The organism is Isoptericola sp. b515 (assembly GCF_030588125.1).
Classification (GTDB): Bacteria; Actinomycetota; Actinomycetes; order Actinomycetales; family Cellulomonadaceae; genus Isoptericola; species Isoptericola sediminis.
The window spans coordinates 508,696-533,623 of sequence record NZ_JAUQYR010000003.1 but is presented as its reverse complement, the minus strand read 5'-3'; the positions used below and the strand labels follow the sequence as shown (position 1 = coordinate 533,623).

26 protein-coding genes and 1 tRNA gene are annotated in these 24,928 nt (G+C 72.5%); 16 read left to right on the top strand and 11 right to left on the bottom strand.

The genetic code is table 11. The annotated features are described in order from the left end of the window. Positions 1 to 21: 21 nt before the first annotated feature. The 9 genes from obgE (at position 22) to Q6350_RS11470 (ending at position 7,377) form a co-directional block, all read left to right on the top strand. A complete protein-coding gene (gene obgE / locus Q6350_RS11510) occupies positions 22 to 1,545 on the top strand; it encodes a GTPase ObgE (RefSeq protein ID WP_171247188.1) in 1,524 nt (507 codons plus the stop codon). Between the two features lie 25 nt (positions 1,546 to 1,570). Next, entirely contained in the window at positions 1,571 to 2,725 is a 1,155-nt protein-coding gene (gene proB, locus Q6350_RS11505; protein ID WP_171247187.1) for a glutamate 5-kinase, read from the top strand. 10 nt (positions 2,726 to 2,735) lie between these two features. After that, positions 2,736 to 4,067, top strand: a complete 1,332-nt coding sequence (locus tag Q6350_RS11500) for a glutamate-5-semialdehyde dehydrogenase (RefSeq protein WP_304604355.1) — start codon at positions 2,736 to 2,738, stop codon at positions 4,065 to 4,067. 57 nt (positions 4,068 to 4,124) lie between these two features. Then, the gene (locus Q6350_RS11495) at positions 4,125 to 4,277 is read left to right on the top strand and encodes a hypothetical protein (RefSeq protein WP_171247185.1); all 153 of its coding nucleotides are present in this window, start codon (positions 4,125 to 4,127) and stop codon (positions 4,275 to 4,277) included. Between the two features lie 17 nt (positions 4,278 to 4,294). Next, on the top strand, positions 4,295 to 4,900 hold the full coding sequence (nadD, locus tag Q6350_RS11490; RefSeq protein ID WP_304604354.1) for a nicotinate-nucleotide adenylyltransferase: 606 nt from the start codon (positions 4,295 to 4,297) through the stop codon (positions 4,898 to 4,900). 388 nt (positions 4,901 to 5,288) lie between these two features. Then, positions 5,289 to 6,107, top strand: a complete 819-nt coding sequence (locus tag Q6350_RS11485; RefSeq protein WP_305066224.1) for a hypothetical protein — start codon at positions 5,289 to 5,291, stop codon at positions 6,105 to 6,107. Continuing rightward, positions 6,104 to 6,547, top strand: a complete 444-nt coding sequence (gene rsfS / locus Q6350_RS11480) for a ribosome silencing factor (protein ID WP_171247890.1) — start codon at positions 6,104 to 6,106, stop codon at positions 6,545 to 6,547. The genes Q6350_RS11485 and rsfS overlap by 4 nt, the downstream gene beginning before the upstream one ends. A 4-nt stretch (positions 6,548 to 6,551) precedes the next feature. After that, the gene (locus tag Q6350_RS11475; protein ID WP_304604352.1) at positions 6,552 to 7,238 is read left to right on the top strand and encodes a histidine phosphatase family protein; all 687 of its coding nucleotides are present in this window, start codon (positions 6,552 to 6,554) and stop codon (positions 7,236 to 7,238) included. A 66-nt stretch (positions 7,239 to 7,304) separates the two neighbouring features. Then, positions 7,305 to 7,377, top strand: a tRNA-Ala gene (locus Q6350_RS11470). 176 nt (positions 7,378 to 7,553) lie between these two features. On the opposite strand, the gene paaZ is transcribed toward Q6350_RS11470, so the two are convergent. From paaZ to paaA, 11 genes are all read right to left on the bottom strand, one after another. Then, positions 7,554 to 9,587: a phenylacetic acid degradation bifunctional protein PaaZ gene (paaZ, locus tag Q6350_RS11465; RefSeq protein ID WP_305066223.1), complete on the bottom strand. Its 2,034-nt coding sequence runs from the start codon at positions 9,585 to 9,587 to the stop codon at positions 7,554 to 7,556. Positions 9,588 to 9,617: 30 nt separating this feature from the next. Further along, positions 9,618 to 10,511 (bottom strand): 3-hydroxyacyl-CoA dehydrogenase family protein, encoded by an 894-nt coding sequence (locus tag Q6350_RS11460; protein WP_305066221.1) that lies wholly within the window; start codon positions 10,509 to 10,511, stop codon positions 9,618 to 9,620. After that, complete coding sequence (locus Q6350_RS11455) at positions 10,508 to 11,281, bottom strand: enoyl-CoA hydratase/isomerase family protein (protein ID WP_304606938.1); 774 nt, start codon at positions 11,279 to 11,281, stop codon at positions 10,508 to 10,510. Before Q6350_RS11455 ends, Q6350_RS11460 begins: the two co-directional genes overlap by 4 nt. Beyond that, positions 11,278 to 12,483, bottom strand: a complete 1,206-nt coding sequence (locus Q6350_RS11450) for a thiolase family protein (RefSeq protein ID WP_305066220.1) — start codon at positions 12,481 to 12,483, stop codon at positions 11,278 to 11,280. The genes Q6350_RS11455 and Q6350_RS11450 overlap by 4 nt, the downstream gene beginning before the upstream one ends. 95 nt (positions 12,484 to 12,578) lie before the next feature. Then, positions 12,579 to 12,935, bottom strand: coding sequence for a hotdog fold thioesterase (locus tag Q6350_RS11445; RefSeq protein WP_304604472.1), 357 nt, complete (start codon positions 12,933 to 12,935; stop codon positions 12,579 to 12,581). An 86-nt stretch (positions 12,936 to 13,021) separates the two neighbouring features. Continuing rightward, positions 13,022 to 13,810 carry an enoyl-CoA hydratase/isomerase family protein gene (locus tag Q6350_RS11440; RefSeq protein WP_304604347.1) on the bottom strand — a complete coding sequence of 263 codons (789 nt, stop codon included), beginning with the start codon at positions 13,808 to 13,810 and terminating at the stop codon, positions 13,022 to 13,024. 24 nt (positions 13,811 to 13,834) lie between these two features. Next, positions 13,835 to 14,944: a 1,2-phenylacetyl-CoA epoxidase subunit PaaE gene (paaE, locus tag Q6350_RS11435; RefSeq protein ID WP_304606940.1), complete on the bottom strand. Its 1,110-nt coding sequence runs from the start codon at positions 14,942 to 14,944 to the stop codon at positions 13,835 to 13,837. Positions 14,945 to 14,971: 27 nt separating this feature from the next. Continuing rightward, positions 14,972 to 15,481 carry a 1,2-phenylacetyl-CoA epoxidase subunit PaaD gene (paaD, locus tag Q6350_RS11430; RefSeq protein ID WP_171247898.1) on the bottom strand — a complete coding sequence of 170 codons (510 nt, stop codon included), beginning with the start codon at positions 15,479 to 15,481 and terminating at the stop codon, positions 14,972 to 14,974. After that, positions 15,478 to 16,302, bottom strand: a complete 825-nt coding sequence (gene paaC, locus Q6350_RS11425; protein WP_304604345.1) for a 1,2-phenylacetyl-CoA epoxidase subunit PaaC — start codon at positions 16,300 to 16,302, stop codon at positions 15,478 to 15,480. The genes paaD and paaC overlap by 4 nt, the downstream gene beginning before the upstream one ends. Continuing rightward, positions 16,299 to 16,604: a 1,2-phenylacetyl-CoA epoxidase subunit PaaB gene (paaB, locus tag Q6350_RS11420; protein ID WP_171247900.1), complete on the bottom strand. Its 306-nt coding sequence runs from the start codon at positions 16,602 to 16,604 to the stop codon at positions 16,299 to 16,301. Before paaB ends, paaC begins: the two co-directional genes overlap by 4 nt. A 40-nt stretch (positions 16,605 to 16,644) precedes the next feature. Beyond that, complete coding sequence (gene paaA / locus Q6350_RS11415) at positions 16,645 to 17,613, bottom strand: 1,2-phenylacetyl-CoA epoxidase subunit PaaA (RefSeq protein ID WP_305066217.1); 969 nt, start codon at positions 17,611 to 17,613, stop codon at positions 16,645 to 16,647. 185 nt (positions 17,614 to 17,798) lie between these two features. Between paaA and paaI the strand changes: the two genes are divergently transcribed. From paaI to Q6350_RS11380, 7 genes are all read left to right on the top strand, one after another. Beyond that, the gene (gene paaI, locus Q6350_RS11410) at positions 17,799 to 18,269 is read left to right on the top strand and encodes a hydroxyphenylacetyl-CoA thioesterase PaaI (RefSeq protein ID WP_304604343.1); all 471 of its coding nucleotides are present in this window, start codon (positions 17,799 to 17,801) and stop codon (positions 18,267 to 18,269) included. 46 nt (positions 18,270 to 18,315) lie between these two features. Then, positions 18,316 to 19,620 carry an AMP-binding protein gene (locus Q6350_RS11405; RefSeq protein WP_304604342.1) on the top strand — a complete coding sequence of 435 codons (1,305 nt, stop codon included), beginning with the start codon at positions 18,316 to 18,318 and terminating at the stop codon, positions 19,618 to 19,620. A gap of 68 nt (positions 19,621 to 19,688) precedes the next feature. Continuing rightward, positions 19,689 to 20,312 (top strand): TetR/AcrR family transcriptional regulator, encoded by a 624-nt coding sequence (locus tag Q6350_RS11400; protein WP_304604341.1) that lies wholly within the window; start codon positions 19,689 to 19,691, stop codon positions 20,310 to 20,312. Between the two features lie 260 nt (positions 20,313 to 20,572). Next, a complete protein-coding gene (locus tag Q6350_RS11395; RefSeq protein ID WP_304604340.1) occupies positions 20,573 to 21,817 on the top strand; it encodes an aspartate aminotransferase family protein in 1,245 nt (414 codons plus the stop codon). Between the two features lie 17 nt (positions 21,818 to 21,834). Next, positions 21,835 to 23,088, top strand: coding sequence for an ectoine hydrolase (gene doeA / locus Q6350_RS11390; protein WP_171247905.1), 1,254 nt, complete (start codon positions 21,835 to 21,837; stop codon positions 23,086 to 23,088). A gap of 11 nt (positions 23,089 to 23,099) precedes the next feature. Then, positions 23,100 to 24,470, top strand: coding sequence for an NAD-dependent succinate-semialdehyde dehydrogenase (locus tag Q6350_RS11385; RefSeq protein ID WP_171247906.1), 1,371 nt, complete (start codon positions 23,100 to 23,102; stop codon positions 24,468 to 24,470). Positions 24,471 to 24,474: 4 nt separating this feature from the next. Beyond that, complete coding sequence (locus Q6350_RS11380) at positions 24,475 to 24,912, top strand: hypothetical protein (protein ID WP_305066215.1); 438 nt, start codon at positions 24,475 to 24,477, stop codon at positions 24,910 to 24,912. Positions 24,913 to 24,928 lie beyond the last annotated feature (16 nt).

Here is a 24,928-nt window from a genome sequence, read left to right as displayed (position 1 = left end):
CTCACCTGAGAGGATCTACCCATGGCCAGCTTCGTCGATCGAGTCGTGCTCCACGCGGCCGGGGGGTCCGGCGGGCACGGGGTCGCCTCCGTGCACCGCGAGAAGTTCAAGCCGCTCGGCGGCCCCGACGGCGGCAACGGGGGTGACGGCGGCAGCGTCCGGCTGGTCGTCGACGGGCAGACGACGACGCTGCTCGACTACCACCACTCGCCGCACCGCAAGGCGGCCAACGGCGGGCAGGGCATGGGCGGCGACCGGCACGGGGCCCAGGGCGACGACCTGGTGCTCAGCGTCCCCGACGGCACCGTCGTCAAGGACCGCGACGGCACCGTGCTGGCCGACCTCGTCGGGATCGGTGCCGAGTACGTCGTGGCCGCGGGCGGGCGCGGCGGCCTGGGCAACCGGGCGCTCGCCTCGCCGAAGCGCAAGGCCCCCGGTTTCGCCCTGCTGGGCGAGCCCGGCGAGGAGCGTGACGTCACGCTCGAGGTCAAGACCATCGCGGACGTCGCTCTCGTGGGCTTCCCCAGCGCCGGCAAGTCCTCGCTGATCGCCGCGGTCTCGGCGGCCCGGCCCAAGATCGCCGACTACCCGTTCACCACCCTCGTGCCGAACCTCGGCGTCGTGCAGGCGGGGTCGACCCGCTACACCATCGCCGACGTGCCCGGGCTGCTGCCCGGTGCGAGCGAGGGCAAGGGCCTCGGCCTGGAGTTCCTGCGGCACATCGAGCGCACGGCCGTCATCGTGCACGTGCTGGACTGCGCCACGCTGGAACCCGGGCGCGACCCGATCACCGACCTGGAGGTCCTCGAGGCGGAGCTGGCGGCCTACGCCGGCGACCTCGACATCCAGGGCGGCCGCGTGCCGCTCACCGAGCGCCCTCAGCTCGTCGTGCTCAACAAGATCGACGTGCCCGAGGCGCGGGAGCTGGCCGAGTTCGTCCGGCCCGACCTCGAGGCCCGTGGGCTGCGCGTCTTCGAGATCTCGACGGCCTCGCACGAGGGGCTGAAGGCCCTCACCTTCGCCCTGGCCGAGCTCGTGGAGCAGGCCCGGGCCGCCGCCCCGGCGCCGGAGCCCGCACGCGTCGTGCTGCGGCCCCGGGCCGTCGACGACTCCGGGTTCACCGTCGTGCGCCGCACGGACGGGTCCACCGGGGACGTCTACTACCTCGTCCAGGGCAGCAAGCCGCAGCGCTGGGTGCGGCAGACCGACTTCAACAACGACGAGGCCGTCGGGTTCCTCGCCGACCGCCTCGCCAAGCTCGGGGTCGAGGACAAGCTCCTCGAGGCCGGCGCCGTGGCCGGCGACGAGGTCCGCATCGGCACCGACCAGGACGCCGTGGTCTTCGACTGGGAGCCGACGCTGTCCACGGGTGCGGAGCTGCTCGGCGCCCGCGGGCAGGACCGCCGCCTCGAGGAGAGCCGCCGCCCGACGCGCTCCGAGAAGCGTCGTGACTTCGTCGAGCGGATGGACGCCAAGACGGCCGCCCGCGAGGAGCTGTGGACCGAGCGCGAGGCCGGCCACTGGGCGGACCCCTCCGACGACTGAGCGCCGGGTCGGGGATGATGGAGGCGTGAACGCCCAGTCCCGCTCCGCTCTGCCGGCCGCCCGCCGGATCGTCGTCAAGATCGGTTCGTCGTCGCTCACGCGCGCCGACGGCCACCTCGACCTCGGTGCGCTGCGGTCGCTGGTCGACGTGCTCGCGGCACGGCACCGGGAGGGTCAGGAGGTCGTCCTCGTGACTTCCGGGGCCATCGCCGCCGGGATCGGGCCGGCGGGACTGAGCGCTCGCCCCCGTGACCTGGCCACCATGCAGGCCTGCGCCATGCTGGGCCAGGGGCAGCTCGTGGCCCGGTACAGCGAGGCGTTCGCCACGCACGACATCCGGGTCGGCCAGGCGCTGCTGACGGCCGAGGACACGGTGCGTCGGGCCCGGTATCGCAACGCCCAGCGGTCCCTGGAGAAGCTGCTCGCCCTGCGCGTCGTGCCCGTGGTCAACGAGAACGACGCGGTCACCGTCGACGAGCTGCGCTTCGGGGACAACGACCGGCTCGCCGCCCTCGTCTCGCACCTGGTGCGTGCCGACGCGATGGTGCTGCTCACCGACGTCGACGGCCTGCACGACGCCCCGCCCAGCCGGCCCGGCGCCCGCCGGATCAGCCACGTCGCCGACCTGGCGCAGGTGGCCGGCGTCGAGGTCACGGGCCGGGGGAGCGCGGTCGGCACCGGCGGGATGGTCACCAAGCTCGAGTCGGTCCGCATCGCCACCCAGGACGGGGTGCCGGTGGTGCTGACCTGCGCGGACAACGTCGCGCGGGCCCTCGCGGGCGAGGACGTCGGCACCTTCTTCGCCGCCGGCGGCAAGCGGTCGACGGCCCGTCGGCTGTGGATCGCGCACGCCGCGCGCACCGAGGGCAGGCTGCACCTCGACGACGGCGCCACCCGCGCGGTGCTCGGCGGACGGGCCTCCCTCCTGCCGGCCGGGATCACCCGGGTGGAGGGACACTTCGAGACCGGCGACCCGGTGGAGCTGGTCGGGCCCGACGGGACGGTCGTGGCCCGGGGCCTGGTCGCCTACGACGCCGGTGACCTTCCCGACCTGCTGGGACGGTCCACCTACGCCCTGCGCGAGGAGCTGGGGGAGGGGTACGACCGCGAGGTGGTCCATCGCGACGACCTCGTGCTCGAAGGGCGGAACGGCCTGTCCTCACCGCCGTCGTCGTCGTAGTCTCGAACGCATGACCACGACGTTCGAACCCTCAGCCGGCACGACGCCCGGACCCGCGCAGCGACCGCAGCCGGACGCCGAGGTGCTCGCCGCGGTGCAGGACGTCGCCCGGCGGTCCCAGGTCGCCGCCCGGTCCCTGACGACCGCGACCCGTGCCACCAAGGACGCCGCGCTGCACGCCCTCGCCGACGCCCTCGTCGCGGCGTCCGGCGAGATCGTGGCCGCCAACGCCGAGGACCTGCGCCGCGGTCGCGAGCACGGCATGAGCGAGGGGCTCCTGGACCGCCTGGCGCTGACCGACGAGCGGGTCGCCGCCATCGCGGAGGCCCTGCGCGAGGTCGCCGGGCTCCCGGACCCGGTCGGCGAGGTCGTGACGGGCCGGACGCTCCCCAACGGCCTGCGGCTGCGCCGGCTGCGCGTGCCGCTGGGCGTGGTCGGCATGATCTACGAGGCGCGGCCGAACGTCACGGTCGACGCCGCCGGGCTCGCGCTGAAGTCCGGCAACGCGGTCATCCTGCGCGGGGGCAGCGCCGCCGCGTCGTCGAACACGGTCATCGTCGACGTGATGCGACGGGGTCTGACGGCGCAGGGCCTGCCCGCCGACCTCGTGCAGTCCATCGACGCCCACGGCCGACCCGGCGGTGTCGCGCTCATGCAGGCCCGCGGTCTCGTCGACCTCCTCGTCCCCCGCGGGGGCGCCGACCTGATCCGGACGGTCGTCGAGCAGTCCACCGTGCCCGTCATCGAGACCGGCACCGGCAACGTCCACGTCTACGTGGACGCCGCCGCCGACGTCGCCTCGGCCGTCGAGATCGTCATGAACGCCAAGACCCAGCGCGTCGGTGTGTGCAACGCGGCCGAGACGCTGCTCGTGCACGCCGACGTCGCCGACCGGTTCCTGCCGGCCGCGCTCGCGGCGCTGGGCGGTGCCGGGGTCGTGCTGCACGTCGACGACCGGACCGCGGGCCAGGCGCCCGAGAGCGTCGAGGTGCTGGCGGCCACCGAGGAGGACTGGGCCACGGAGTACCTCGCGGCGGAGCTCGCCGTGCGCGTCGTCGACTCCCTCGACGAGGCGATCGAGCACATCCGCACGTGGAGCTCCGGGCACTCCGAGGCCATCGTCACGAACGACCTCGCGGCGTCCGAGCGGTTCGTCGCGGAGGTCGACGCCGCGGCCGTCCTGGTGAACGCGTCGACACGGTTCACCGACGGCGCCCAGTTCGGGATGGGTGCGGAGCTCGGGATCTCGACGCAGAAGCTGCACGCCCGTGGCCCGATGGGTCTCGCCGAGCTCACCACCACCAAGTGGGTCGTGCACGGCGACGGCCACGTGCGGCCCTGACCCCGCGTCGTGAGAGACTGTGCTGCGACCCGTCCGGACCATCACTGAGGAGCACTCGTGCTGCACATCGCCGTCCTTGCCGCCGAAGAGGCCGTTGAGCACTCCGGGTTCGAGATCCCGCCGGTCCTGTTCGGTGTGCTCGCGTTCGGTGGTTTCGTCGTCGCGCTGCTGGCGACGTACGCCTTCCGCAACGCGCACAACAAGCACTGACGACGCCGCGACAGCACGTGAGCGAGCAGGCGAGACCCCGGATCGGGGTGATGGGCGGGACGTTCGACCCGATCCATCACGGCCACCTCGTCGCGGCGAGCGAGGCGGCGGCGCTGCTCGACCTCGACGAGGTCGTGTTCGTCCCCACCGGCAAGCCGAGCTTCAAGCAGGACGCGCAGGTCTCACCGGCCGAGCACCGGTACCTGATGACCGTCATCGCGACGGCGTCCAACCCCCGGTTCACCGTCAGCCGGGCCGACATCGACCGGCCGGGTCTGACCTACACGGTCGACACGTTGCGCGACCTGCAGGCGGCGCGTCCCGACGCCGATCTCCACTTCATCACCGGCGCGGACGCCATCGAGCAGATCCTCACGTGGAAGGACGCCGGGGACCTGTGGGAGATGGCGCACTTCGTCGCGGTGACGCGGCCGGGCCACTCGCTCACGGTCGACGAGCTGCCGACCCACGGCGTGACGACGCTCGAGGTCCCCGCCCTCGCGATCTCGTCGACCGACTGCCGCCGCCGCGCCGCCGCGGGCCTGCCGGTCTGGTACCTGGTCCCGGACGGCGTCGTCCAGTACATCGCCAAGCACGGTCTGTATCGAGGTCTCGATGAGTGACAACACGTCCCGGCCGATGACGCGTCGGGAGATCAGAGAGCGTGAGCGTGCGGCCGCGGCCGCGCGGGAGAGCGCGCAGTCCGCGGGTTCGGCGCCGGTCCCCGGTGCGGGTCCTGCCGCGTTCGGCAGCGGTGCGTCCCCGGCCCCGACGCCGGCCCCTTCGCCCGCTCCGGCCCCCGCCCCGTCGCCGGGTCCGGCGCCGACGCCTGCCCCCGCCACGGGCGACGCGCCGACGCCCCCGCGCGCCGCACCGACGCCGCCCCCGTCCCGCCGGGCGATGCGGGAACGCTCCTCGGCGTCCCCGGCGCCGGCCCCCGCGCCCACCGTCCGCCCGCCGAGCTCTTCCGGTGGTGTGCGCGGTCTGGACGAGACCGGTCGGCTGGCGCCCGTGCAGCGCAACGACACCGCGCCCCCGCGCGACGGCTCGTCCGCCGCACCGTCGGCGGGCTTCCCGTCCTCCGGTGCGCAGGGCGGGTCGGCCACGCCCCGCCGCGCCTCGACCCGGGCGTTCGGGCAGCCTCCGGAGTCCCGGTCGGCGACCCCGCCCACGTCGGGCCCCGCGCCGTCGGCGCCGCGGAACGACACCCCGCCGACGTCGACGCCGCCCGCGTCGACGCCGCCCGCGTCCACGCCGCCCTCCCCGTTCGGCCCCGGACCGTCCGCCGGGGCGGCGTCCGGCTCCTCCCCGGCCCCGGCACCGTCCGAGGGGACGACGCCCGGGCGCCGGTCGGCCTTCGGCGCCGGCTCTCCCTTCGGGGCGCCCGGCCGGAGCGAGACGCAGGCCGGCACGACGCCTCCGCCCGCCTGGCCCAGCGCCTCCCCGGGACCGGGTGGTGCCTCGCGGCAGGCGTCGGGCACGGACGGGCCCGCGCTGCCGTGGGGCTCGCCGTCGTCGGGGACCGGTGCCGCGCCGGCCTCCGTCCCACCGACCACCGGTTCGCCGTTCGGCGGGCTCGCGGCCCAGCCCCCGGGTCCGGCCGGTCCCCGGTACCTCGAGGACGACGAGGAGGACTGGGACGACGAGCACGAGCCCTCCTACACGTGGCTGCACTACATCATCCTGGTCGTGGTCGCGTTCGTCCTGGGGTTGCTGATCTGGAACCTCGTGCTCAGCCCGCCGGACGACTTCGCACCGGAGGAGGCGTCCGCGCCGGTGCCGCCGACCCCCGTGGCGACCGCCACGACCGATCTGGGAGGACGTCGATGACCGCGACCGACCGTGCCGTCGAGCTGGCGGTCGTCGCGGCGCGAGCCGCGTCCGAGCGCAAGGCGCAGGAGATCATCGCGCTCGACGTGAGCGAGCAGCTGGTGCTCACCGACGTGTTCCTCATCGCCACCGGGACCAACGAGCGCCAGGTGGTGGCCGTCGTCGACGCCGTCGAGGAGGCCATGCACAAGGCGGGGGCCAAGCTGCTGCGGCGCGAGGGCAAGTCCGAGGCGCGCTGGGTCCTGCTCGACTTCGGCGAGGTCGTGGTGCACGTGCAGCACGCCGAGGACCGGGTCTACTACGCGCTCGAGCGGCTCTGGAAGGACTGCCCGTCCGTGGACCTGCCGCCGGACGCCCGCGGGGGCGACGGTGCCGCGGCCCGTGCCGAGTTCGGCGACGACGGCGCGGACGGTGCGATCCGTCTGCACGGCGGGATGTGAGGCGATGACCGCCCGCACCGTCGTCCTGCTGCGGCACGGTCGGACCGCCTACAACGCCACCATGCGGCTGCAGGGCCAGGTCGACATCCCGCTGGACGAGGTCGGCCGCTGGCAGGCCGAGCAGGGCGCGACCGCCCTGGCGACCTCGCACCGTGCCGCGCGGGTCGTGTCCTCGGACCTCGAACGGGCCGCCGACACCGCGGCCGCCTACGCCGAGCTGATGGGCCTGCCGGTCGAGACCGACCCGCGGCTGCGCGAACGGTCCTTCGGCCAGTGGGAGGGTCTGACCCAGGACGAGATCGTCGACCGCTGGCCCGAGGAGTACGCGACGTGGCGCCGCGGCGGGGAACCCCGCGGCGTGGACGCCGAGACGAAGGCCGAGGTCGCCGCGCGGACGACCGCAGCGGTCCGGGACCACGCCGACCTGCTCGACGGTGACGAGTGTCTCGTCGTGGTCTCGCACGGGGCAGCCATCTCGCTGGCCATCACCGGACTGCTCGACCTGGACGCGACGGCATGGCGCGGGATCTCCGGCATGCACAACGTGCACTGGTCCCACCTGCACCGATCCGCGCCCGGAGCGGTCCCGGGGTGGCGGCTGGTGGCGCACAACGTCGGTGCCGGCTACCCGCTGGACCGCTGGCAGGCGGGCCCGCACGCGGATTTGGAACCTGAGCCGAAGTCTGCCTAAGATAACGTCGTTCCCGAGGGGGCAAGCCCCCCGGAACTCCACGAATCAGACCTTCGGTCGGTTCACGGGGCTGTGGCGCAGCTGGTAGCGCATCTGCATGGCATGCAGAGGGTCAGGGGTTCGAGTCCCCTCAGCTCCACGTCGTACGAGGCCGGTCCACCATCACGGTGGGCCGGCCTTCGTCGTTCCCGGGGCGGGCCGCCGCGCCCGTCGGAGCGGGGCCGGAAGGGTGGGGACGAGCCGCACCGCCGGCGGGACGAGGACGGGCTCCGGCGGAGCTGGTCTCCGCCGGGGCCCGTCGTGCGCCGTCCCGCGCTACGCCGCGTGGCCGTCCTTGCTGACCAGCGTGAGCACGTCGTAGGTGGCGACGGTCTCGTCGTCCTGGTTGGTCAGCACGGCGTCCCAGTGCACCTCGCCGTAGTCGTCGGTCTCGCGGGGGATGATCTGCTTGGCGGTGAGCGCCACGCGAATCCTGTCCCCCGGGGACACCGGCGTCGTGAAACGCAGGTTCTCGAGTCCGTAGTTCGCGAGCACGGGGCCGGGCTCGGGCGAGACGAACAGGCCCGCCGCGAAGGAGAGCAGCAGGTAGCCGTGGGCCACCCGTCCGGGGAAGAACGGGTTCGCGGCCGCCGCCTCCTCGTCGGTGTGCGCGTAGAAGGTGTCGCCCGTGAACTCGGCGAAGTGGGTGATGTCGTCGAGAGTGACCTCGCGCTCCTCCGACACCACCTGGTCGCCCACGCGGAGCTCGTCCAGCGACTTCCGGAACGGGTGCGCGTCGCCGCGGGTCGCCGCGCCCGGGTGCCACACGCCGGTGATCGCCGTGAGCATCTCGGGGCTGCCCTGGATCGCCGTGCGCTGCATGTAGTGGAAGACGCTGCGCACGCCGCCGAGCTCCTCGCTGCCACCGGCACGTCCGGGCCCGCCGTGCACGAGCATCGGCAGGGGAGAGCCGTGCCCCGTCGAGGAGCGTGCCGCGGCGGCGTCGAGCACGAGGATCCGGCCGTTGGCGGAGGCCACTCGCCGCGTCAGCGTCGCGACGAACCCGGGGTCGGCCGAGGCGACGCTCGTGACGAGCGAGCCACCGCCGCGCACGACGAGCTCCGCGGCCTGCTCGGGGGTGTCGTAGGCGATCACGGAGGACACCGGGCCGAACGCCTCGGTGTCGTGCACCCGCGGGGCCTCGGCGTCCTCGAAGCGCAGCAGGATCGGCGAGAGGAAGGCGCTGTCACGCCCCTCCTCCTGCTGGTCACCGACCACGATCTTCCCCCCGCCGTCGGCGAGCCTGCGCACCTGGCGCAGGACCTCGTCGCGCTGGTCGACCGACGCCAGCGGGCCCATCGTGACGCCTTCGTCGCGGGGGTCGCCCAGGACGACCTTCGCCTCCAGACGCCGTCGCACGGCCTCGACCACGGCATCGGCGCTCGCCGTGGGGACGATCGCGCGGCGGATCGCGGTGCACTTCTGCCCCGCCTTCGCGGTCATCTCGGTGACGAGCTGACGCACGTAGGCGTCGAACTCGGCGGTGCCCTCCACCGCATCGGGGCCGAGCACGGAGGCGTTGATCGAGTCGGTCTCGGCGCCGAAGACGACGCCGCCGGACCTGACGGCGTCGTGGCGCCGGAGCAGGTCGGCCGTCGACGCCGAGCCGGTGAAGGCCACGACGTCGCCGAGCCGGGCATGGTCGAGGACGTCGCGGACGGAGCCGGAGACGAGCTGGAGCGAACCCGGGGGCAGCAGACCCGACTCGACCAGGATCCGCACCATGTGCTCGGTCAGGTACGCGCCGGGTGTGGCGGGCTTGACGATCGTCGGCATGCCCGCGAGGAAGGCCGGGGCGAACTTCTCGAGCGGACCCCAGACGGGGAAGTTGAACGCGTTGATCTGCACGACGACGCCCGGCAGGGCCGTGCGGACGTGGCGTCCCAGGAACGACCCGTCCTTCGAGAGCGGCTCGAGCGGCCCGTCGAGCTGCACGGTCGAGTTCGGGAGCTCGCGCCTGCCCTTCCCGGAGTAGGTGAACAGCACCCCGATGCCGCCGTCGACGTCGATCCACGAGTCGGACTTCGTCGCGCCCGTGCGGGAGGACAGCTCGTAGAGCTCGGCCTTGCGCTCGGTGAGGACGAGCGCGAGCTTCTTGAGCAGCACCGCGCGCTGGTGGAACGTGAGCCGGCCGAGGCTCGCCTGGCCGACGGTGCGGGCGTGCTCCATCGCGCCGGCGAGGTCGAGGCCCTCGCTCGACACGATCGCGACCGGTTCGCCGGTGGCGGCATCCCGCACCTCGGTGCCGGTCGCGCTCGTGGCGGGGCTCCACCAGGTGTCCTCGACATAGCTCTGCAACGTGCGCGTCATCAGTCCTCCGTTCGTGCGGCCGAGCCGCGGTCAGCTGTCGTTCCAGTCGTAGAAGCCGCGGCCGCTCTTGCGGCCGAGCGTGCCCGCGGCCACCATGTCGCGGAGCAGCTGCGGCGGTGCGAAGCGAGCACCGAGGTCCCGCTCCAGCTGCTCGGCGATGCCGAGGCGGACGTCGAGGCCCACGAGGTCGGTGGTGCGGAGCGGGCCGGTCGGGTGCCGGTAGCCGAGCTCCATGGCGAGGTCGATGTCCTGCGCGCTCGCGACGCCCTGCTCCACCATCCGGATGGCCTCGAGCGCGAGCGCGACGCCGAGCCGGCTCGAGGCGAAGCCCGGCGCGTCCGTGACGGTGATCGGGGTCTTGCCGAGCGCGTGCACCCAGCCGCGCGCCAGGTCTGGCAGGCCGGGACCGCTGCGCTCGTGGACGACGACCTCGACCAGCGTCGAGGCCGGCACCGGGTTGAAGAAGTGCAGTCCGATGAACTGCTCGGGCCGCTCCAGCCCGTCGGCGAGCTGTGCGAGCGGGATCGAGGAGGTGTTCGAGGCGATCACGGCGTCGGCCGGAAGCTGTCGCTCGATCTCGCCGAGGGCCTCGAGCTTCAGGTCGAGCGACTCCGGTACCGCCTCGAGCACGAGCCGGCAGGCGCCGAAGGCACCGATGTCCGGGGCGACGGTGAGGGCCCGCCGCAGTGCCGCGGCGTCACCGTCGAAGCCCCGCGCGAGGGAGGTGTCGATGCTCCTCTCGATGCGTGCTCGTGCGCCCGCCGCCGACTCGATGTCGCGCTCGACGACGGTGACGGAGGCCCCCGCGAGGAGGAAGGCGTGGGCGATCCCGCCGCCCATGCGGCCACCGCCGAGGACGCCGACGCGCGCGGGGACCGTGCCGTCCGGGCGGGACCGGGGTGCGGGGCGAGGTGCGGTCGTCATCTGCTCTGCTGCTTCCGCTCGAGGAACTCGGTCATGCGGCGCGTCTTCTCGGGGCTCTCGAAGAGGATCGCCTGCTCCGCGAGATCCACCTGGGGGTGCTCGCTCCGCGGGGCTCGCAGCGCGCGCTTGGACGCCTGCAGGGCTGCGGGATCGAGTCTCGCGATCCGGTCGGCCATGCCCTCGGCCGCCACGAGCGCGGCGGCGCCGTCGTCGTGCAGCTGGGTGACCAGCCCGGCGGCGAACGCCTCGGCACCGTCGAGGACACGCCCTGTCAGGAGCATCTCGGCCGCCAGGGGCTCACCGACGAGCTCCGGCAGGCGCCACGTCGCCCCGGCCGCGGCGATGATGCCGAGGCCGGTCTCGGGGTTGCCGATCCGCAGGGAGCGGGTACCGATCCGGACGTCGGCCGCGTAGGCGAGCTCCGCGCCGCCGCCGAGCGCGAAGCCGTCGAGCACGGCGATCACGGGCATCGGGAGGGCACGGACACGCAGGAAGGCGTGGGTGTTGATGCCGTCACGAGCATCTGCCGCTCGTCGGTCTCGCAGCTGCGCGATGTCGGCGCCCGCGGCGAAGTCGCCGCCCTCGCCGCGCAGCACGAGCGTGCGCGGTTCCTCCTCGAGGTCGGCGCACAGCGCGTGCAGGGCGTCGACCAGGTCCTGGTCGATCGCGTTGCGCTTCTCGGGGCGGTCGAGGCTCGCGAGCACGTGGGTGTCACGGTCCTCGACCCTCAGGGGAGCCTGGTGTCCCACGCCCGTCGTTGCTCGGCTCACGGATCGATCCTCTCGACGATGGTGGCGGACCCCTGGCCGACGCCGACGCACAGGGTGGCGAGGCCGTAGCGGGACCCCTCACGCTCCATGCGGCCGAGCAGGGTCACGAGCAGTCGCGACCCCGAGGAGCCCAGGGGATGGCCCAGCGCGATCGCGCCGCCGTCGGCGTTGACGAGGGCCGGGTCGAGACCGAGCCGGCGGATCGTGGCCAGTGACTGGGTGGCGAAGGCCTCGTTGAGCTCGACCGCGCCGATGTCGGAGAGCGACAGGCCCGTGCGCTCGAGCGCCTTCTGCGTCGCGGGCACGGGGCCGAGGCCCATGATCTCGGGGGCGAGGGCGGCCGACACGCTCGTGAGGATGCGCGCCCGCGGACGGAGCCCGTACCTGTCGACGGCGTCGCCGCTCGCGACGACGAGTGCCGAGGCACCGTCGTTGAGGGACGACGAGTTGCCCGCGGTGACGACGCTCCCGCCGGCGACGACGGGCGGCAGGCCCGCCAGCACCTCGGTGGTCGTGCCGGGACGAGGGCCCTCGTCGGTGTCGACGAGCCGCGTCTCCCCACGGCCGGCCGGAGCCTTGACCGGGACGATCTCGTCGGTGAAGCGGCCGGCCTCGATCGCGGCGACGGCGCGGCGGTGGCTCTCCGCGGCGAAGGCGTCCGCGTCGGCGCGGCTGATGCCGTCGACGCGGGCGACCTCCTCCGCGGTCTCCGGCATCGAGTAGGTCGCCTTGTCGCGCCTCAGGAGGACGGGGTTGGGGAAGCGCCAGCCGATCGAGGTGTCGAACTGTGCGCCCGGCTTGGCCCAGGCACGGGCGGGCTTCTCCTGCACCCAGGGCGCGCGGGTCATCGACTCGACACCGCCCGCGACGACGAGGTCGGCGTCACCCGCACGGATGGCCTGCGAGGCGTTGGCGACGGCGGTCATGCCCGACGCGCAGAGACGGTTGACGGTGTACCCGGGCAGCGAGTCGGGCAGTCCGGCGAGCAGCACCGCCATGCGGGCGACGTTGCGGTTGTCCTCACCGGCCTGGTTGGCCGCGCCGAGGACGACCTCGTCGACCGCGTCCGCGGGGACGCCCGACCGCTCGAGGACCGTGCCGAGCACCAGCGCGGCCAGGTCGTCCGGGCGGACGCCGGCGAGCACTCCGCCGTACCGGCCGACCGGTGTGCGGACCCCGTCGACGAGATATGCCTCGGGCATGGGGATGGACCTTCCTGTCTGCGCGGTGTCACCCCGCGGGGGCGACCGAGCGTTTCGGTGAGGGGGGGGACGAGCGGGCCGTGCGGCGCGGACCGCTACGGGACGGGCGCGTCCTTGACGAGATTGGTGATGCGCATCGTGCAGCAGCGCCGGCCGTCGTCGTCGGTGACGACGATCTCGTGCACGGTGAGGGAACGCCCCAGGTGGACGGGCGTGCACACGCCCGTGACGTAGCCCTCCGTCGCCGATCGCGTGTGCGTCGCGTTGACGTCGACGCCGACGGCGAGGCGTCCTGCGCCGGCATGGAGGTTGGCGGCCATCGACCCGAGCGACTCGCCGAGGACGACGAACGCCCCGCCGTGCAGGTAGCCCACCGTCTGGCGGTTGCCGCGCACGGGCATCCGCCCGACGGTCCGCTCGACCGTGTACTCGAGGAACTCGATGCCCATCATGTCGGCGAGCTCGCCCGAGCCGTTCTCCGCGACCCAGTTGCCGGCGCCGACCGGAGCGGTCCCGGGGTCCGTCACCCTCGCCGTGCTCATGCGACACCGCCGCGCTCGCCGCCGGTGAACACCGGCGTGCGCTTCTCCTGGAAGGCGGCGAAGCCCTCGCGGTAGTCGTCGGTGTCGCACAGGGCGGCCTGCGCGCGGTTCTCCGCGGACATCGACTCCCACAGGCCGACGCGGCGGTCGCGCAGCTCGCGCACGAGCGCCTTCGACGCGAGGAACGCCTGCGTCGCCCCGCGGGCGGCTGTCGCGGCCGCGGCACGCGTGGTGTCGAGCACCTCGTCGGCGGGCATCGCGCGGGAGAACAGGCCCGCCGCCACGGCCTCGGACCCCGACATCAGCCGTCCGGTGTAGACGAGGTCGAGCGTGCGGTGCGCCCCGAGCCGCTCGTGGAACAGCGCGTGACCGCCGGAGTCGAGCGTCGCGCCGAGGTTCGCGAAGGGGCTGCCGATCTTGGCCGTGTCGGCGACGTACACGACGTCGCTCGCGACGAGCAGTCCCAGACCGACGCCGAGGCAGGCTCCGTGGGCGGCGGCGAAGGTGGGGGCGGGGAACGCGCTCATCTGCTCGAGCAGCGGCTGGATCAGCCCCTCCAGGTACCCGAGCACGTCGTCCTCCCGGGGGTCGACCCCCGAGATGTCCCGGCCCGCGCAGAACGCGCGGCCCTCGCCACGCAGGACCAGTGCGCGCACGCCGGCCTCCGCCGCCTGCGTGTAGGCGGCGGAGAGCTCGCGCACGTCGTCGGGCCCGAGGGCGTTGAGGCGGGTGGGTGCGTCGAGGACGACCTCGGCCACGTCGTCGGCGATCGACAGGGTGATCATGATCGGTCGGTACCTTCTCTCGGGTCAGGCGTCGTAGTCGACGGCCACGTGGTCGGACTGCGGGTGCGACTGGCAGGTGAGGACGTAGCCGTTCTCGACCTCGTCGGGCTCGAGCGCGTAGTTCTCGGTCATCGTCACGGACCCCTCCAGGACGCGGGCCCGGCACGTGCCGCACACCCCGCCCGTGCAGGCGAAGGGTGCGTCCGGGCGCACGCGCAGCGCCGCGTTCAGGATCGTCTCGTTCGCACTGAGGGGGCTCTCGACCGACGCCGAGGTCCCGTCGAGGTTGATGTCGACGGTGACCGTCCTCTCGCCGGCCCGGACCTCGACGGGACGCGGGCGGGTGGACGGGGCGCCGGGCTCGCCGGTCGTGAACAGCTCGTAGCGCACGTGCGCGGCGTCCACCCCGTACCCGTCGAGGAGGTCGCGACACAGCTGGACGAGCTCGAAGGGGCCGCACAGCACCCATTCGTCCGCCATCTCGACGGGCACGACCGAGGTCAGGATCGTGCGCAGCCGCTCCTCGTCGAGGCGTCCCGACATGATCGGGGCCGACCGCTGCTCGCGCGAGAGCACGTGGTGGATCGCGAAGCGCCGGGGGTACCGGTCCTTGAGGTCGGCGAGCTCCTCGACGAACATCACGTCGTGGGACGAGCGGTTCGTGAACAGCAGGTCGAAGCGGCTCGTCGCGCTGTGCTGCAGCACCTGGTGCGCCATCGTGATGACGGGTGTGATGCCCGACCCCGCCGCGATCCCGACGACGTGCCGCCCGTCGAGCTCCGTGAGGTTCGAGGTGAACGCACCCTGCGGGGTCATCACCTGCAGCGTGTCGCCGGCGCGGAGCTCGTCGTTGGCCCAGGTGGAGAAGAGCCCGCCGTGGTCGCGCTTGACGGCCACGGAGATGCGGCCGTCGGCAGGTGGCCGGCAGATGGAGTAGGAACGCCGCACGTCCTCGCCATTGATCGTCGTGCGCAGGGCGAGGTACTGCCCGGCGAGGTAGCGGTACGCGTCAGCGAGCTCCTCGGGCACCTCGAAGGTGACCTCCACGCTCGTCCCGGTGAGACGCCGCACCTCGGCGACACGGAGCTCGTGGAACGTCGCGCGCTTCTTCGCACCGACGGTGGTGGTGGCCATGGTTTCCCTTCCGGGACTCGTGCGAGATCAGTGGACCTTGAAGTAGTCGAAGGGTTCGAGGCAGTCGAGACACTCGTGGAGCGCCTTGCACGACGTCGAGCCGAAGCGGGCGACCTCACGGGTGCGGGTCGAGCCGCAGCGCGGGCACCTGACCGAGAGCTGCACGAGAACCGGACCCCTGCGCGAGGCGGCGCGGAAGTCCGGTGGCGCGATCCCGTAGTCGGCGAGCTTGCGCTTGCCGGCCTCGCTCATCCAGTCGGTCGACCAGGCCGGGGCGAGGGTGTACTCGACCACGACCTGCTCGTAGCCCGCGGCCCGGAGCCGGGAGCGGACGTCGTCGCGCATCTGGTCGATCGCGGGACAGCCCGAGTACGTGGGGGTGAGCACGACCCGGACGGCCCCTCGCTCGTCGGCCTCGGCCGTCCTGAGCACCCCGAGGTCCTCGATCGTCAGGACGGGCACCTCCGGGTCCAGGACCTCCGCGGCGATGTCCCACACGCGGGCCGCGGCGGGCTCGTGAGGTCGGGTGCCCGTCACCAGGTGGCTCCGGGGTGGCGGCGGGCCAGCCACTGCATCTCCGCGAGCAGGTAGCCCATCGACGCCGTGTGCCCGCCACGGCGCCCGTCCCCGCGAGCCGGCTTCACCGCGGGAGTCTCCAGGTCTGCCTCCGCCAGCACGGAGGCGACGGTGCGGTCGAAGCCGGCTCGCAGCGAGGAGGGCCGCGGTGCGACACCGGCGAGACGGTCGGTGAGCTCGTCGTCCTCGAAGAGCTCGTCCACGTACGGGTACAGGTCGCCCAGCGACACGGTGATCCTGCCCCGCGACTCCTCCGTGCCGCCCGCGAGCCGCAGCATCCACTGCGCGGCGTGGTCGAGGTGGTACGCCACCTCGCGCTCGGCCTTGCCGGCGATCGCGCCGAGCGACGGGTCCGTGCTCGTCGCCAGCGCGTGGTAGAGCTCGACCTGGTAGGCCGAGAAGAGGAACTGTCGGGCGATCGTGTCGCCGAAGTGGCCGTTGGGCTGTTCCACCAGCCAGCAGCTGCGGAACTCGGGCTCGTCCCGCCAGAACGCGAGGTCGTCCTCCGAGCGGCCCGACGCCGTGCCGGCGTAGCGCAGCAACGCGCGCGCATGGCCGATGAGGTCGAGCGCGATGTTGCCGAGCGCCAGGTCCTCCTCGAGCTCGGGCGCGCGAGAGATCCACCCGCCGAGCTGCTGGGAGAGGATCAGGGCGTCGTCCCCCAGCCGCATCGCGTACTCCGCCACCGGGGGCGTCGCCGTGGCGCCGGAGCCCAGCAGCTCCTCGGCAAGGGTCAGCTCGTCGACGCTCACGTCACCGTGCGCCCCGCTGTGCTCGCTCACAGGTGCTTCACCCCCTCCGCGCGGGTGTAGTAGACCGCGTGGCGGTAGTTCTTCCCGGCCGGCGACTCGAAGAAGGCGCCCTTCGCGTCGGGGTCGCTCGTGGTGATCGCGGCGGCGGGCACCACCCAGATCGACACCCCTTCGCTGCGCCGCGTGTACAGGTCGCGGGCGTTGCGCAGCGCCATCGCCTCGTCGGGCGCGTGCAGCGACCCGGCGTGGACGTGGCTCAGCCCGCGGTTCGCGCGGACGAACACCTCCCACAGGGGCCATGCCTCGGTTCCCGTCTCACCCGGTGTCGGCATCCTCGTCTCCTTCGGTGTCCATGGGGCGGGCGGTCGCTGCTCAGACCGCGACGCGCTCGCTGTCATGCTGCTTGCGGGCGTACTCGGCGGCCGCCTCGCGGACCCACGCTCCGTCGTCGTGCGCCTCCCGGCGGTGACGCAGCCGTGCGGCGTTCGCCGGGCCGCGGCCGTCGAGCACGGCGGCGAACTCGTCCCAGTCGATCTCGCCGGTGATCCAGGTGCCGGTCTCCTCGTCGTAGCGGAGGTCCTTGTCCGGGCACTCGAGGCCGAGGGCCTCGAACTGGGGGACGCACATCCCGACGAAGCGCTGGCGCAGCTCGTCGTTGGAGAACCGCTTGATGTTCCAGGCCATCGACTGCGCCGAGTTCGGGGAGGCGTCGTCACTGGGGCCGAACATCATGAGCGACGGCCAGTACCAGCGGTCCACCGCGTCCTGGGCCATCTGCTTCTGCTCGGGTGTGCCGTGGGCGAGCTCGTAGAGGATCTCGAAGCCCTGACGCTGGTGGAACGACTCCTCCTTGCAGATGCGCACCATCGCCCGGCCGTAGGGCCCGTAGGAGGCGCGGCAGAGCGGCACCTGGTTGCAGATGGCGGCCCCGTCGACGAGCCATCCGATCGCCCCCATGTCCGCCCACGTCGGCGTGTGGTAGTTGAAGATCGAGGAGTAGCGGGCCCGGCCCTCGATCAGCTGCGCGGTCATCTCCTCGCGCGAGATGCCGAGCGTCTGGGCCGCCGCGTAGAGGTACAGGCCGTGCCCGGCCTCGTCCTGGACCTTCGCCATGAGGATCGCCTTGCGCTTGAGACTCGGCGCTCGGGTGATCCAGTTCGCCTCCGGCTGCATGCCGATGATCTCGGAGTGGGCGTGCTGCGAGATCTGCCGGACGAGGGTCCTGCGGTACTCGTCCGGCATCCAGTCGCGTGGCTCGATGCGCTGGTCCGCCGCGATGAGCGCGTCGAAGCGAGCCCGTCCGTCCTCGTCCTCGGCGAGCTCGGCCGTGGTCGTGACCATCTGCTGCCTCCTTGCGTCAGGGTCCCCGGGGCCGTCGTCGGCCCTCTCCCGCCGGTGGGGAGGGGTGGTACGGTTCCGGCCAGGAATTACTTACCGACCGTTCATTGAGCATAGCCACGGATCGGGCGGAGCCGCAACGAAGCAGGACGGCGGGCTCCCACCACGGCCCACGCAACGGAGCGCAGATGAGTTCGACGACGAACCCCCCGACGAGCGGACGTGCCGACGACGCGATCGAGGTCGATCCCACGTGGTCGGCGACGGCGATGTTCCAGGACGACCCCGCGAAGGACGCCCTCGGCATCCGTGTCGAGGTGCTCGAGCGCGGCCGCGCGGTGCTGTCCATGCGCGTCGGCCAGGGGATGGTGAACGGGTTCGGGATCACGCACGGCGGCATGGTCTTCGCCCTCGCGGACACGGCGTTCGCCTATGCGTGCAACGAGGGGGCGACGCCGGTCGTCGCTTCGGGGGCCGACATCGTCTTCACGAGGGCGAGCCGGTCCGGTGACGTGCTCACCGCCACCGCCGAGCGGCGCTGGCTCCGGGGGCGCAACGGCCTCTACGACGTCACCGTGGCCGACCAGCGCGGCGACGTGGTCGCCGAGTTCCGCGGTCGGTCCTTCGCCACCGATCGCCCCGCGCCGCCGGCCTCCTGACCGGTCCTGCCGTCGCCCGACCCGACCCACCCTTCGAGGAAGAGCCATGCCCGCGATCCAGAGCCTCACCGACCAGGTGGGACTGCACGCCGAGGAACGCCTCGACCGCGCCGAGCTGGAGGCGCTGCAGCTCGAGCGCCTCCGATGGACGGTGCGCCACGCCTACGAGAACGTGCCCTTCTACCGGCGGAAGCTCGACGAGGCCGGCGTCGCCCCCGGCGACGTCCGCGAGCTCGGCGACATCGTGAAGCTGCCCGTCACGACGAAGGACGACCTGCGCGACCACTACCCGTTCGGGCTCTTCGCCGTGCCGAGGGACCAGGTGCGCCGCGTCCATGCGTCGTCCGGCACGACCGGGAGGATGACCGTCGTCGGCTACACCGAGAACGACCTGGACCACTGGGCGAGTCTCGTCGCCCGCTCGCTGTACGCCTCGGGCGTGCGTCCCGGGTGGACGGTGCACAACGCGTACGGCTACGGGCTGTTCACGGGCGGTCTCGGTGCTCACGCCGGCATCGAGAGGCTCGGCTGCACGGTGGTCCCGATGTCGGGCGGCCAGACGGAGAAGCAGGTGCAGCTCATCCGCGACTTCGAACCGGACGCGATCATGTGCACCCCCAGCTACCTGCTGACGATCGCCGACGCCTTCGAGGAGGCCGGGCTCGACCCGCGGGACACCAGCCTCAAGGTCGCGATCTGTGGCGCCGAGCCGTGGACCGACTCGATGCGGCGCCAGCTCGAGGATCGCCTGGACCTCACAGCCGTCGACATCTACGGACTCTCCGAGATCCTGGGACCGGGCGTCGGCAACGAGTGTGCCGAGACGCAGGACGGGCCGCACCTCTGGGAGGACCACGTCCTGCCCGAGGTGCTCGACGAGAACCTGCGGCCCCTGCCCGACGGGACGACGGGGGAGCTCGTCCTCACGACGCTGACCAAGGAAGCCTTCCCGATGATCCGTTACCGGACGCGGGACCTCACGTCGCTGCACCCCGGCACCGCGCGACCCGCGCACCGGAGGATCGCGCGGATCACCGGCCGGAACGACGACATGATCATCCTGCGAGGGGTCAATCTCTTCCCCACGCAGGTCGAGGAGATCGTCTGCGAGATCCCGGACCTCACGTCCCACTTCGTCCTCGAGCTCACGACGAGGGGGAGGATGGACCACCTCACGGTGAAGATCGAGGCACGGGACGGGGCTGCGCCGCGGGAGGCCGAGGAGGGGTTGCTGCTGCTCCAGCAGCGGATCAAGGACCGGATCGGGACGACGCTCGGGGTGGAGCTGGTCGGGACCGGGACGTTGCCGCGCTCCCAGGGCAAGCTCAAGCGGCTGTACGACCTGCGGTAACGTGGGCGACCGGCGCCGGCCCGGTCCGTCAGGGTGCCGCGAAGCGCGCGGAAGGGGAGGTTCGCCAGGTGGAGAGCGCCGACGTGCGCGGAGCGCCCCGCCGGGGGAGGCCCGGCCACGACCGGAACAGCATGCTCGAGGTCATCGTGCAGGTGTTCACCGACCACGGCTACGACGCCTCGTCGCTCGAGATGATCGCGAGACGGCTGGGGCTCTCGAAGTCGGCGGTGTACTACCACTTCTCGTCGAAGGCGGAGATGCTGGAGATCGCCCTGGAGCGAGCCCTGGGCGAGCTCGAGCGGGTGTTCGACGAGGCCGAGTCCCAGCCGGGCGACGCGGTGTCCCGGATCGGCTACATCGTGCGGCACGCGGTGCTCGTCGCCTGCGAACGACGGCAGTACCTCACGCTGCTGCTCCGCCTGCACGGCAACTCCGACGTGGAGCTGAGGGCGCTGGAGCGTCGGCGTGTCCTCACGGCGCGGCTCCGGGGGACGTTCGAGGCCGCGCGTGACGAGGGGTCGCTCCGCGACGACCTCGATCCCGGTCTCGCGGCACGCTTCACCTTCGGCCTCGTCAACTCACTCGTCGAGTGGTACCGGCCGGACGGGCCGATCGATCCCGAGGCGTTGGCCGACGCGTTGCTCTCCTACGTGCGCACGGGTCTGCGCCTGGACGAGACGGACTTCCGATGACCATGGGTGCCCGACACGTCGGGACGGTGCGGGAGCGGGCGTGATCGCGCCGGCCGACGACGCGCGGCCGCGCTCGACGGGCCGGGGCGGACCCGGCCTCGGTGGCGAGGTCGACGGCGCCGGTCGCACCCCTGTGCGCACCGGGAGCCCGACGGTCGACGACCCCGTCGACGAGCCCGCGAATCCGGCGGAAACAGAGTTGTTACCCGGCGGACTTCGGACCTCTTGACACCCCCTGGGGGGTCGCGTAGAGATGGTCCATGGAGGCGTTCGAGAAGTGGGAATCCGAGATCCGTGGCTACAGCCGGGCATACCCGACTGTTTTTGCCTCGGCATCCAATGCGCGTCAGGTCGACGAATCGGGACGTAGTTATCTCGATTTCTTCGCGGGCGCCGGCGTGCTCAACTTCGGGCACAACAACCCGCGCATGAAGCGCGCGATGATCGATTTCCTCGAGGCGGACGGCGTCGCGCACAGCCTCGACATGGCGACCACGACCAAGCGGGACTTCATCGAGAAGTTCGCCGCCACGGTGCTCGCCCCGCGCGACATGACCATGAAGATGCAGTTCATGGGGCCGACGGGCACCAACGCCGTCGAGGCCGCGCTCAAGCTCGCGCGACGCGTGACCGGACGCCGCGACGTGGTGGCGTTCAGCAACGGCTTCCACGGCATGACGCTCGGCTCCCTGGCGCTGACCGCCAACGACTACTTCCGCGCCGCGGCGGGGGTGCCGCTCGAGAACGTCGTGCGGCTGCCGTTCGAGACGGCGCCCGGCGGCGGCGTCCAGCAGCTCGCCGACTTCCGTGCGCTCCTGGAGGACTCCTCGAGCGGCCTGCTCCCGCCGGCGGCCTTCGTCGTCGAGACGATCCAGGCCGAGGGCGGCGTGCACGTCGCGAGCGCGGAGTGGCTGCGCGAGGTCCAGCGCCTCGCCCACGACGTGGGCGCCCTGTTCATCGTGGACGACATCCAGACCGGCTGCGGCCGGACCGGCAGCTACTTCAGCTTCGACGGCATGGGGCTCGACCCGGACATCATCACGCTGGCGAAGGGCCTCGGCGGGTACGGGACCCCGATCGCCATGAACCTCAACAAGCCCGAGCTCGACGCCCACTGGTCACCCGGTGAGCACACCGGCACGTTCCGCGGCCAGGGGCTGTCCTTCGTGGCGGGCAGGGTCGCGCTGGAGTACTTCGACGACGACGAGCTGATGAACCAGGTGGCGGCCAAGCGCGAGACCATGACGGCTGTCCTGGACGACCTCGCCGCAGGCTCGGACGGACGCTTCGAGGTCCGCGGCCGCGGCATGATGCAGGGTCTCGACATCGGTGACGGCGCGCTCGCCAAGGCCATCGCCAAGAAGTGCTTCGACGACGGACTGCTCATCGGTCCTTGCGGGACCGGGGGACGCGTGCTCAAGCTCATCCCGCCGTTGACGATCCCGGACGCCGACCTGGACGAGGGCCTCGAGATCCTCGCCAAGGCCGTCCACAGCACCATCTGACCACCCTGGAGGCCGGTGTGAAGCAGCGCGACGACATGACGTTCCCGTTCGAGGAGTACGAGCGGCGCCTGGGTGACCTGCGCCGACGGATGGCCGACCGGCTCCTGGACGCCGTCGTGATCACCGATCCCGAGAACCTGATGTATCTCACCGACTATCAGACGACGGGGTATTCGTTCTTCCAGGCGCTCGTGGTCCCGTTGACCGAGGAACCCTTCATGATCACGCGGAGCATGGAGGAGTCGAACGTCTATGCGCGCACGTGGGTCGAGCTGACCCGCCCTTATCCGGACACCGGCGACGCGATTCAGAGCCTTGTGCAGTCGCTGCGGGAATTCGGGTTGCACACCAAGGACATCGGGTACGAACGCAACAGCTACTATTTCCCGGCCTATCACCAGGACTACATCCACACCTCGCTCACCGAGGGGCGCCTGCTCGACTGCTTCGGCATCGTCGAGGAGGGCCGCGTGACCAAGTCCCCGGCCGAGATCGAGATCATGAGGAAGGCCGCCCGGGCCACCGAGGTCGGCATGCAGGCCGGGCTGGAGGCCTGCGCGCCCGGGGTGACGGAGAACGAGATCGCCGCGGAGATCAGCGCCGCGATGTTCCGTGCCGGGGGCGAGTTCCCCGCCGTCATGCCGTACGTCGCCTCCGGACCGCGCAGCATGATCGGCCACGCCACCTGGGAGGGCCGCGTCGTCCAGCCGGGCGAGCACGTCTTCCTCGAGGTCGGCGGCTGCTTCCGGCGCTACCACACGGCCATGATGCGCACGGCTGTGCTCGACGACCTCTCACCGTCGTTGGCGGCGGCGCAGCACCGGATGAAGACGGCGCTGGCGGAGGTGAAGAAGGCGATCCGTCCGGGGATCACGGTCTCCGACGCGGACAACATCGTGCGCAGCGTGATCACGGACAACCACGTCGGGGCCCGCCTCATCACCCGCTCCGGGTACTCCATCGGGATCGCGTTCCCGCCGAGCTGGGACGAGGGCTACATCGCCAGCCTCAACCAGGGCAACCCGACGATCCTGCGCGAGGGCATGACCTTCCACATCATCCCGTGGATGTGGGGCGTCGACGGGGACAAGACCGTCGGCATCTCGGACACCGTCTACGTCACCGACCGGGGGTGCGAGTCCTTCTTCACCCTCGACGAGGACTTCACCGTGAAGCCCGACCGGGGGGCCGGAGCCCGCGACGCCGAGTCCGGCGAGGAACGGTCCGACGCCCTGGACAACACCACCCCGATCCGACCCGAAGTCGCCTGAGAGGAGTCTCGATGCTCACTGCGATCGACCCGAGCACGGGCAAGGTCATCCGCGAGGTCGAGCCGGCCGGCCCCGAGAAGGTGGAGGAGATCCTCGCCGCGGCCGCGGACGCCGCCGTCGGGTGGGGACGGTTGACCTTCGACCGGCGGGCGGAGGTCCTGCACGCCGTGGCGACCTACCTGCGTCAGCACGTCGACGAGCTGGCGCCCCTCATGACCGAGGAGATGGGCAAGCCCGTCGGCGAGGCGCGCGGCGAGGTCGCCAAGGCGGCGCTGTGCTTCGACCACTACGCCGACCACGGGGCCGACTACCTGGCGGACGAGATGCTCCCCTCGGACGCCAGCACGAGCTACGTGCAGCACCTGCCGCTCGGCACCGTGCTCGGCGTGCTGCCGTGGAACGCGCCCTTCTGGCTGTGGTCCCGGTTCGCCGCCCCGGCGCTCATGGCCGGCAACACCTGCGTGATGAAGCACGACCCGCACGTCCCGGGCTGCGCGGCCGCGATCGCGGACGTGTTCACGCAGGTCGGTGCCCCGGACGGTGTCTTCCAGAACCTGCCGCTGGAGACCCCGCAGGTGGAGGCGGTCATCCGCGACCCGCGCGTGCACGCCGTGTCCTTCACCGGGTCGGCCCGCGGCGGGGCCGCGGTCGCGAGCACGGCGGCGGCGGAGATCAAGCCGACGGTGCTGGAGCTGGGCGGTTCGGACCCCTGCCTGGTGCTCGCGGACGCCGACCTGGACGCCGCGGCGGACACGGTGGCGCTGTCCCGGATCATCAACGCCGGGCAGTCCTGCATCGCCGCGAAGCGCATCATCGTGGAGAGCGCGGTGTACCCGCAGATGGTCGACAAGCTGCGCGAGCGGCTGGCACGGCTCACCGTCGGGGACCCGGCCGAGGAGTCCACCGACGTCGGGCCCATCGCCCGCGAGGACCTGCGCGAGACGCTGCACCGCCAGGTGACGGAGACCGTCGACGCCGGGGCGCGGCTGCTGCTCGGCGGCGAGCTGCCCGAGGGGGACGGCTGGTTCTACCCCGTGACGATGCTGGCCGACGTCACCGAGGGCATGACCGCCTGCCGTGAGGAGACCTTCGGGCCGGTGATGGTGGTCATGGAGGCCCCGGACGCGGAGGAGGCGCTGGCGATGGCCAACCGCACCGAGTACGGGCTGGCGGCCAGCGTCTGGTCGACGGCGGAGCGCGGCGTGGCGATGGCCCGGCGGATCGAGGCCGGACAGGTCGCGGTCAACGGCATCGTCAAGACGGATCCGCGGCTGCCCAGCGGAGGCGTCAAGCGGTCGGGCTACGGGCGCGAGCTCGGCCCGCACGGCATCCGGGAGTTCGTCAACGTCCAGCAGGTGTGGGTGGGGCCGCGGCAGGACTGAGCCCGTGCGCCGCACTGCCGAGGACGTCGACGCGTACCTGCACGGCGACGACGTGGCCCCTGACCTGGCACGCACCGACGCCGTCGTGCGGGACGTGCTGCCCGGGCTCTCCCGGTCCCTGTGGCGGGGCGTGTTCTGGGGCGGCACCGAGCAGGTGATCATCGGCTACGGCGACATCGTCCAGCCGCGCCCGCGCGGTGCGGACGTCGAGTGGTTCCTGGTCGGCCTCGCCCAGCAGAGGCGGCACCTGAGCCTGTACGTCAACGCCGTCGAGGACGGCGCCTACCTGGGTCGGCGGTACGCCGACCGGCTCGGGCGTGCGAAGGTCGGGGCGGCGAGCATCTCGTTCGCCCGTCTCGACGACCTCGACGAGGCGGTGCTGCGCGAGATGCTCGCGCACGCCGGGCGCTCGCTCGACGAGGGGACGCCGCCGACGGCGTGACGTCCGTGCGGGGCCC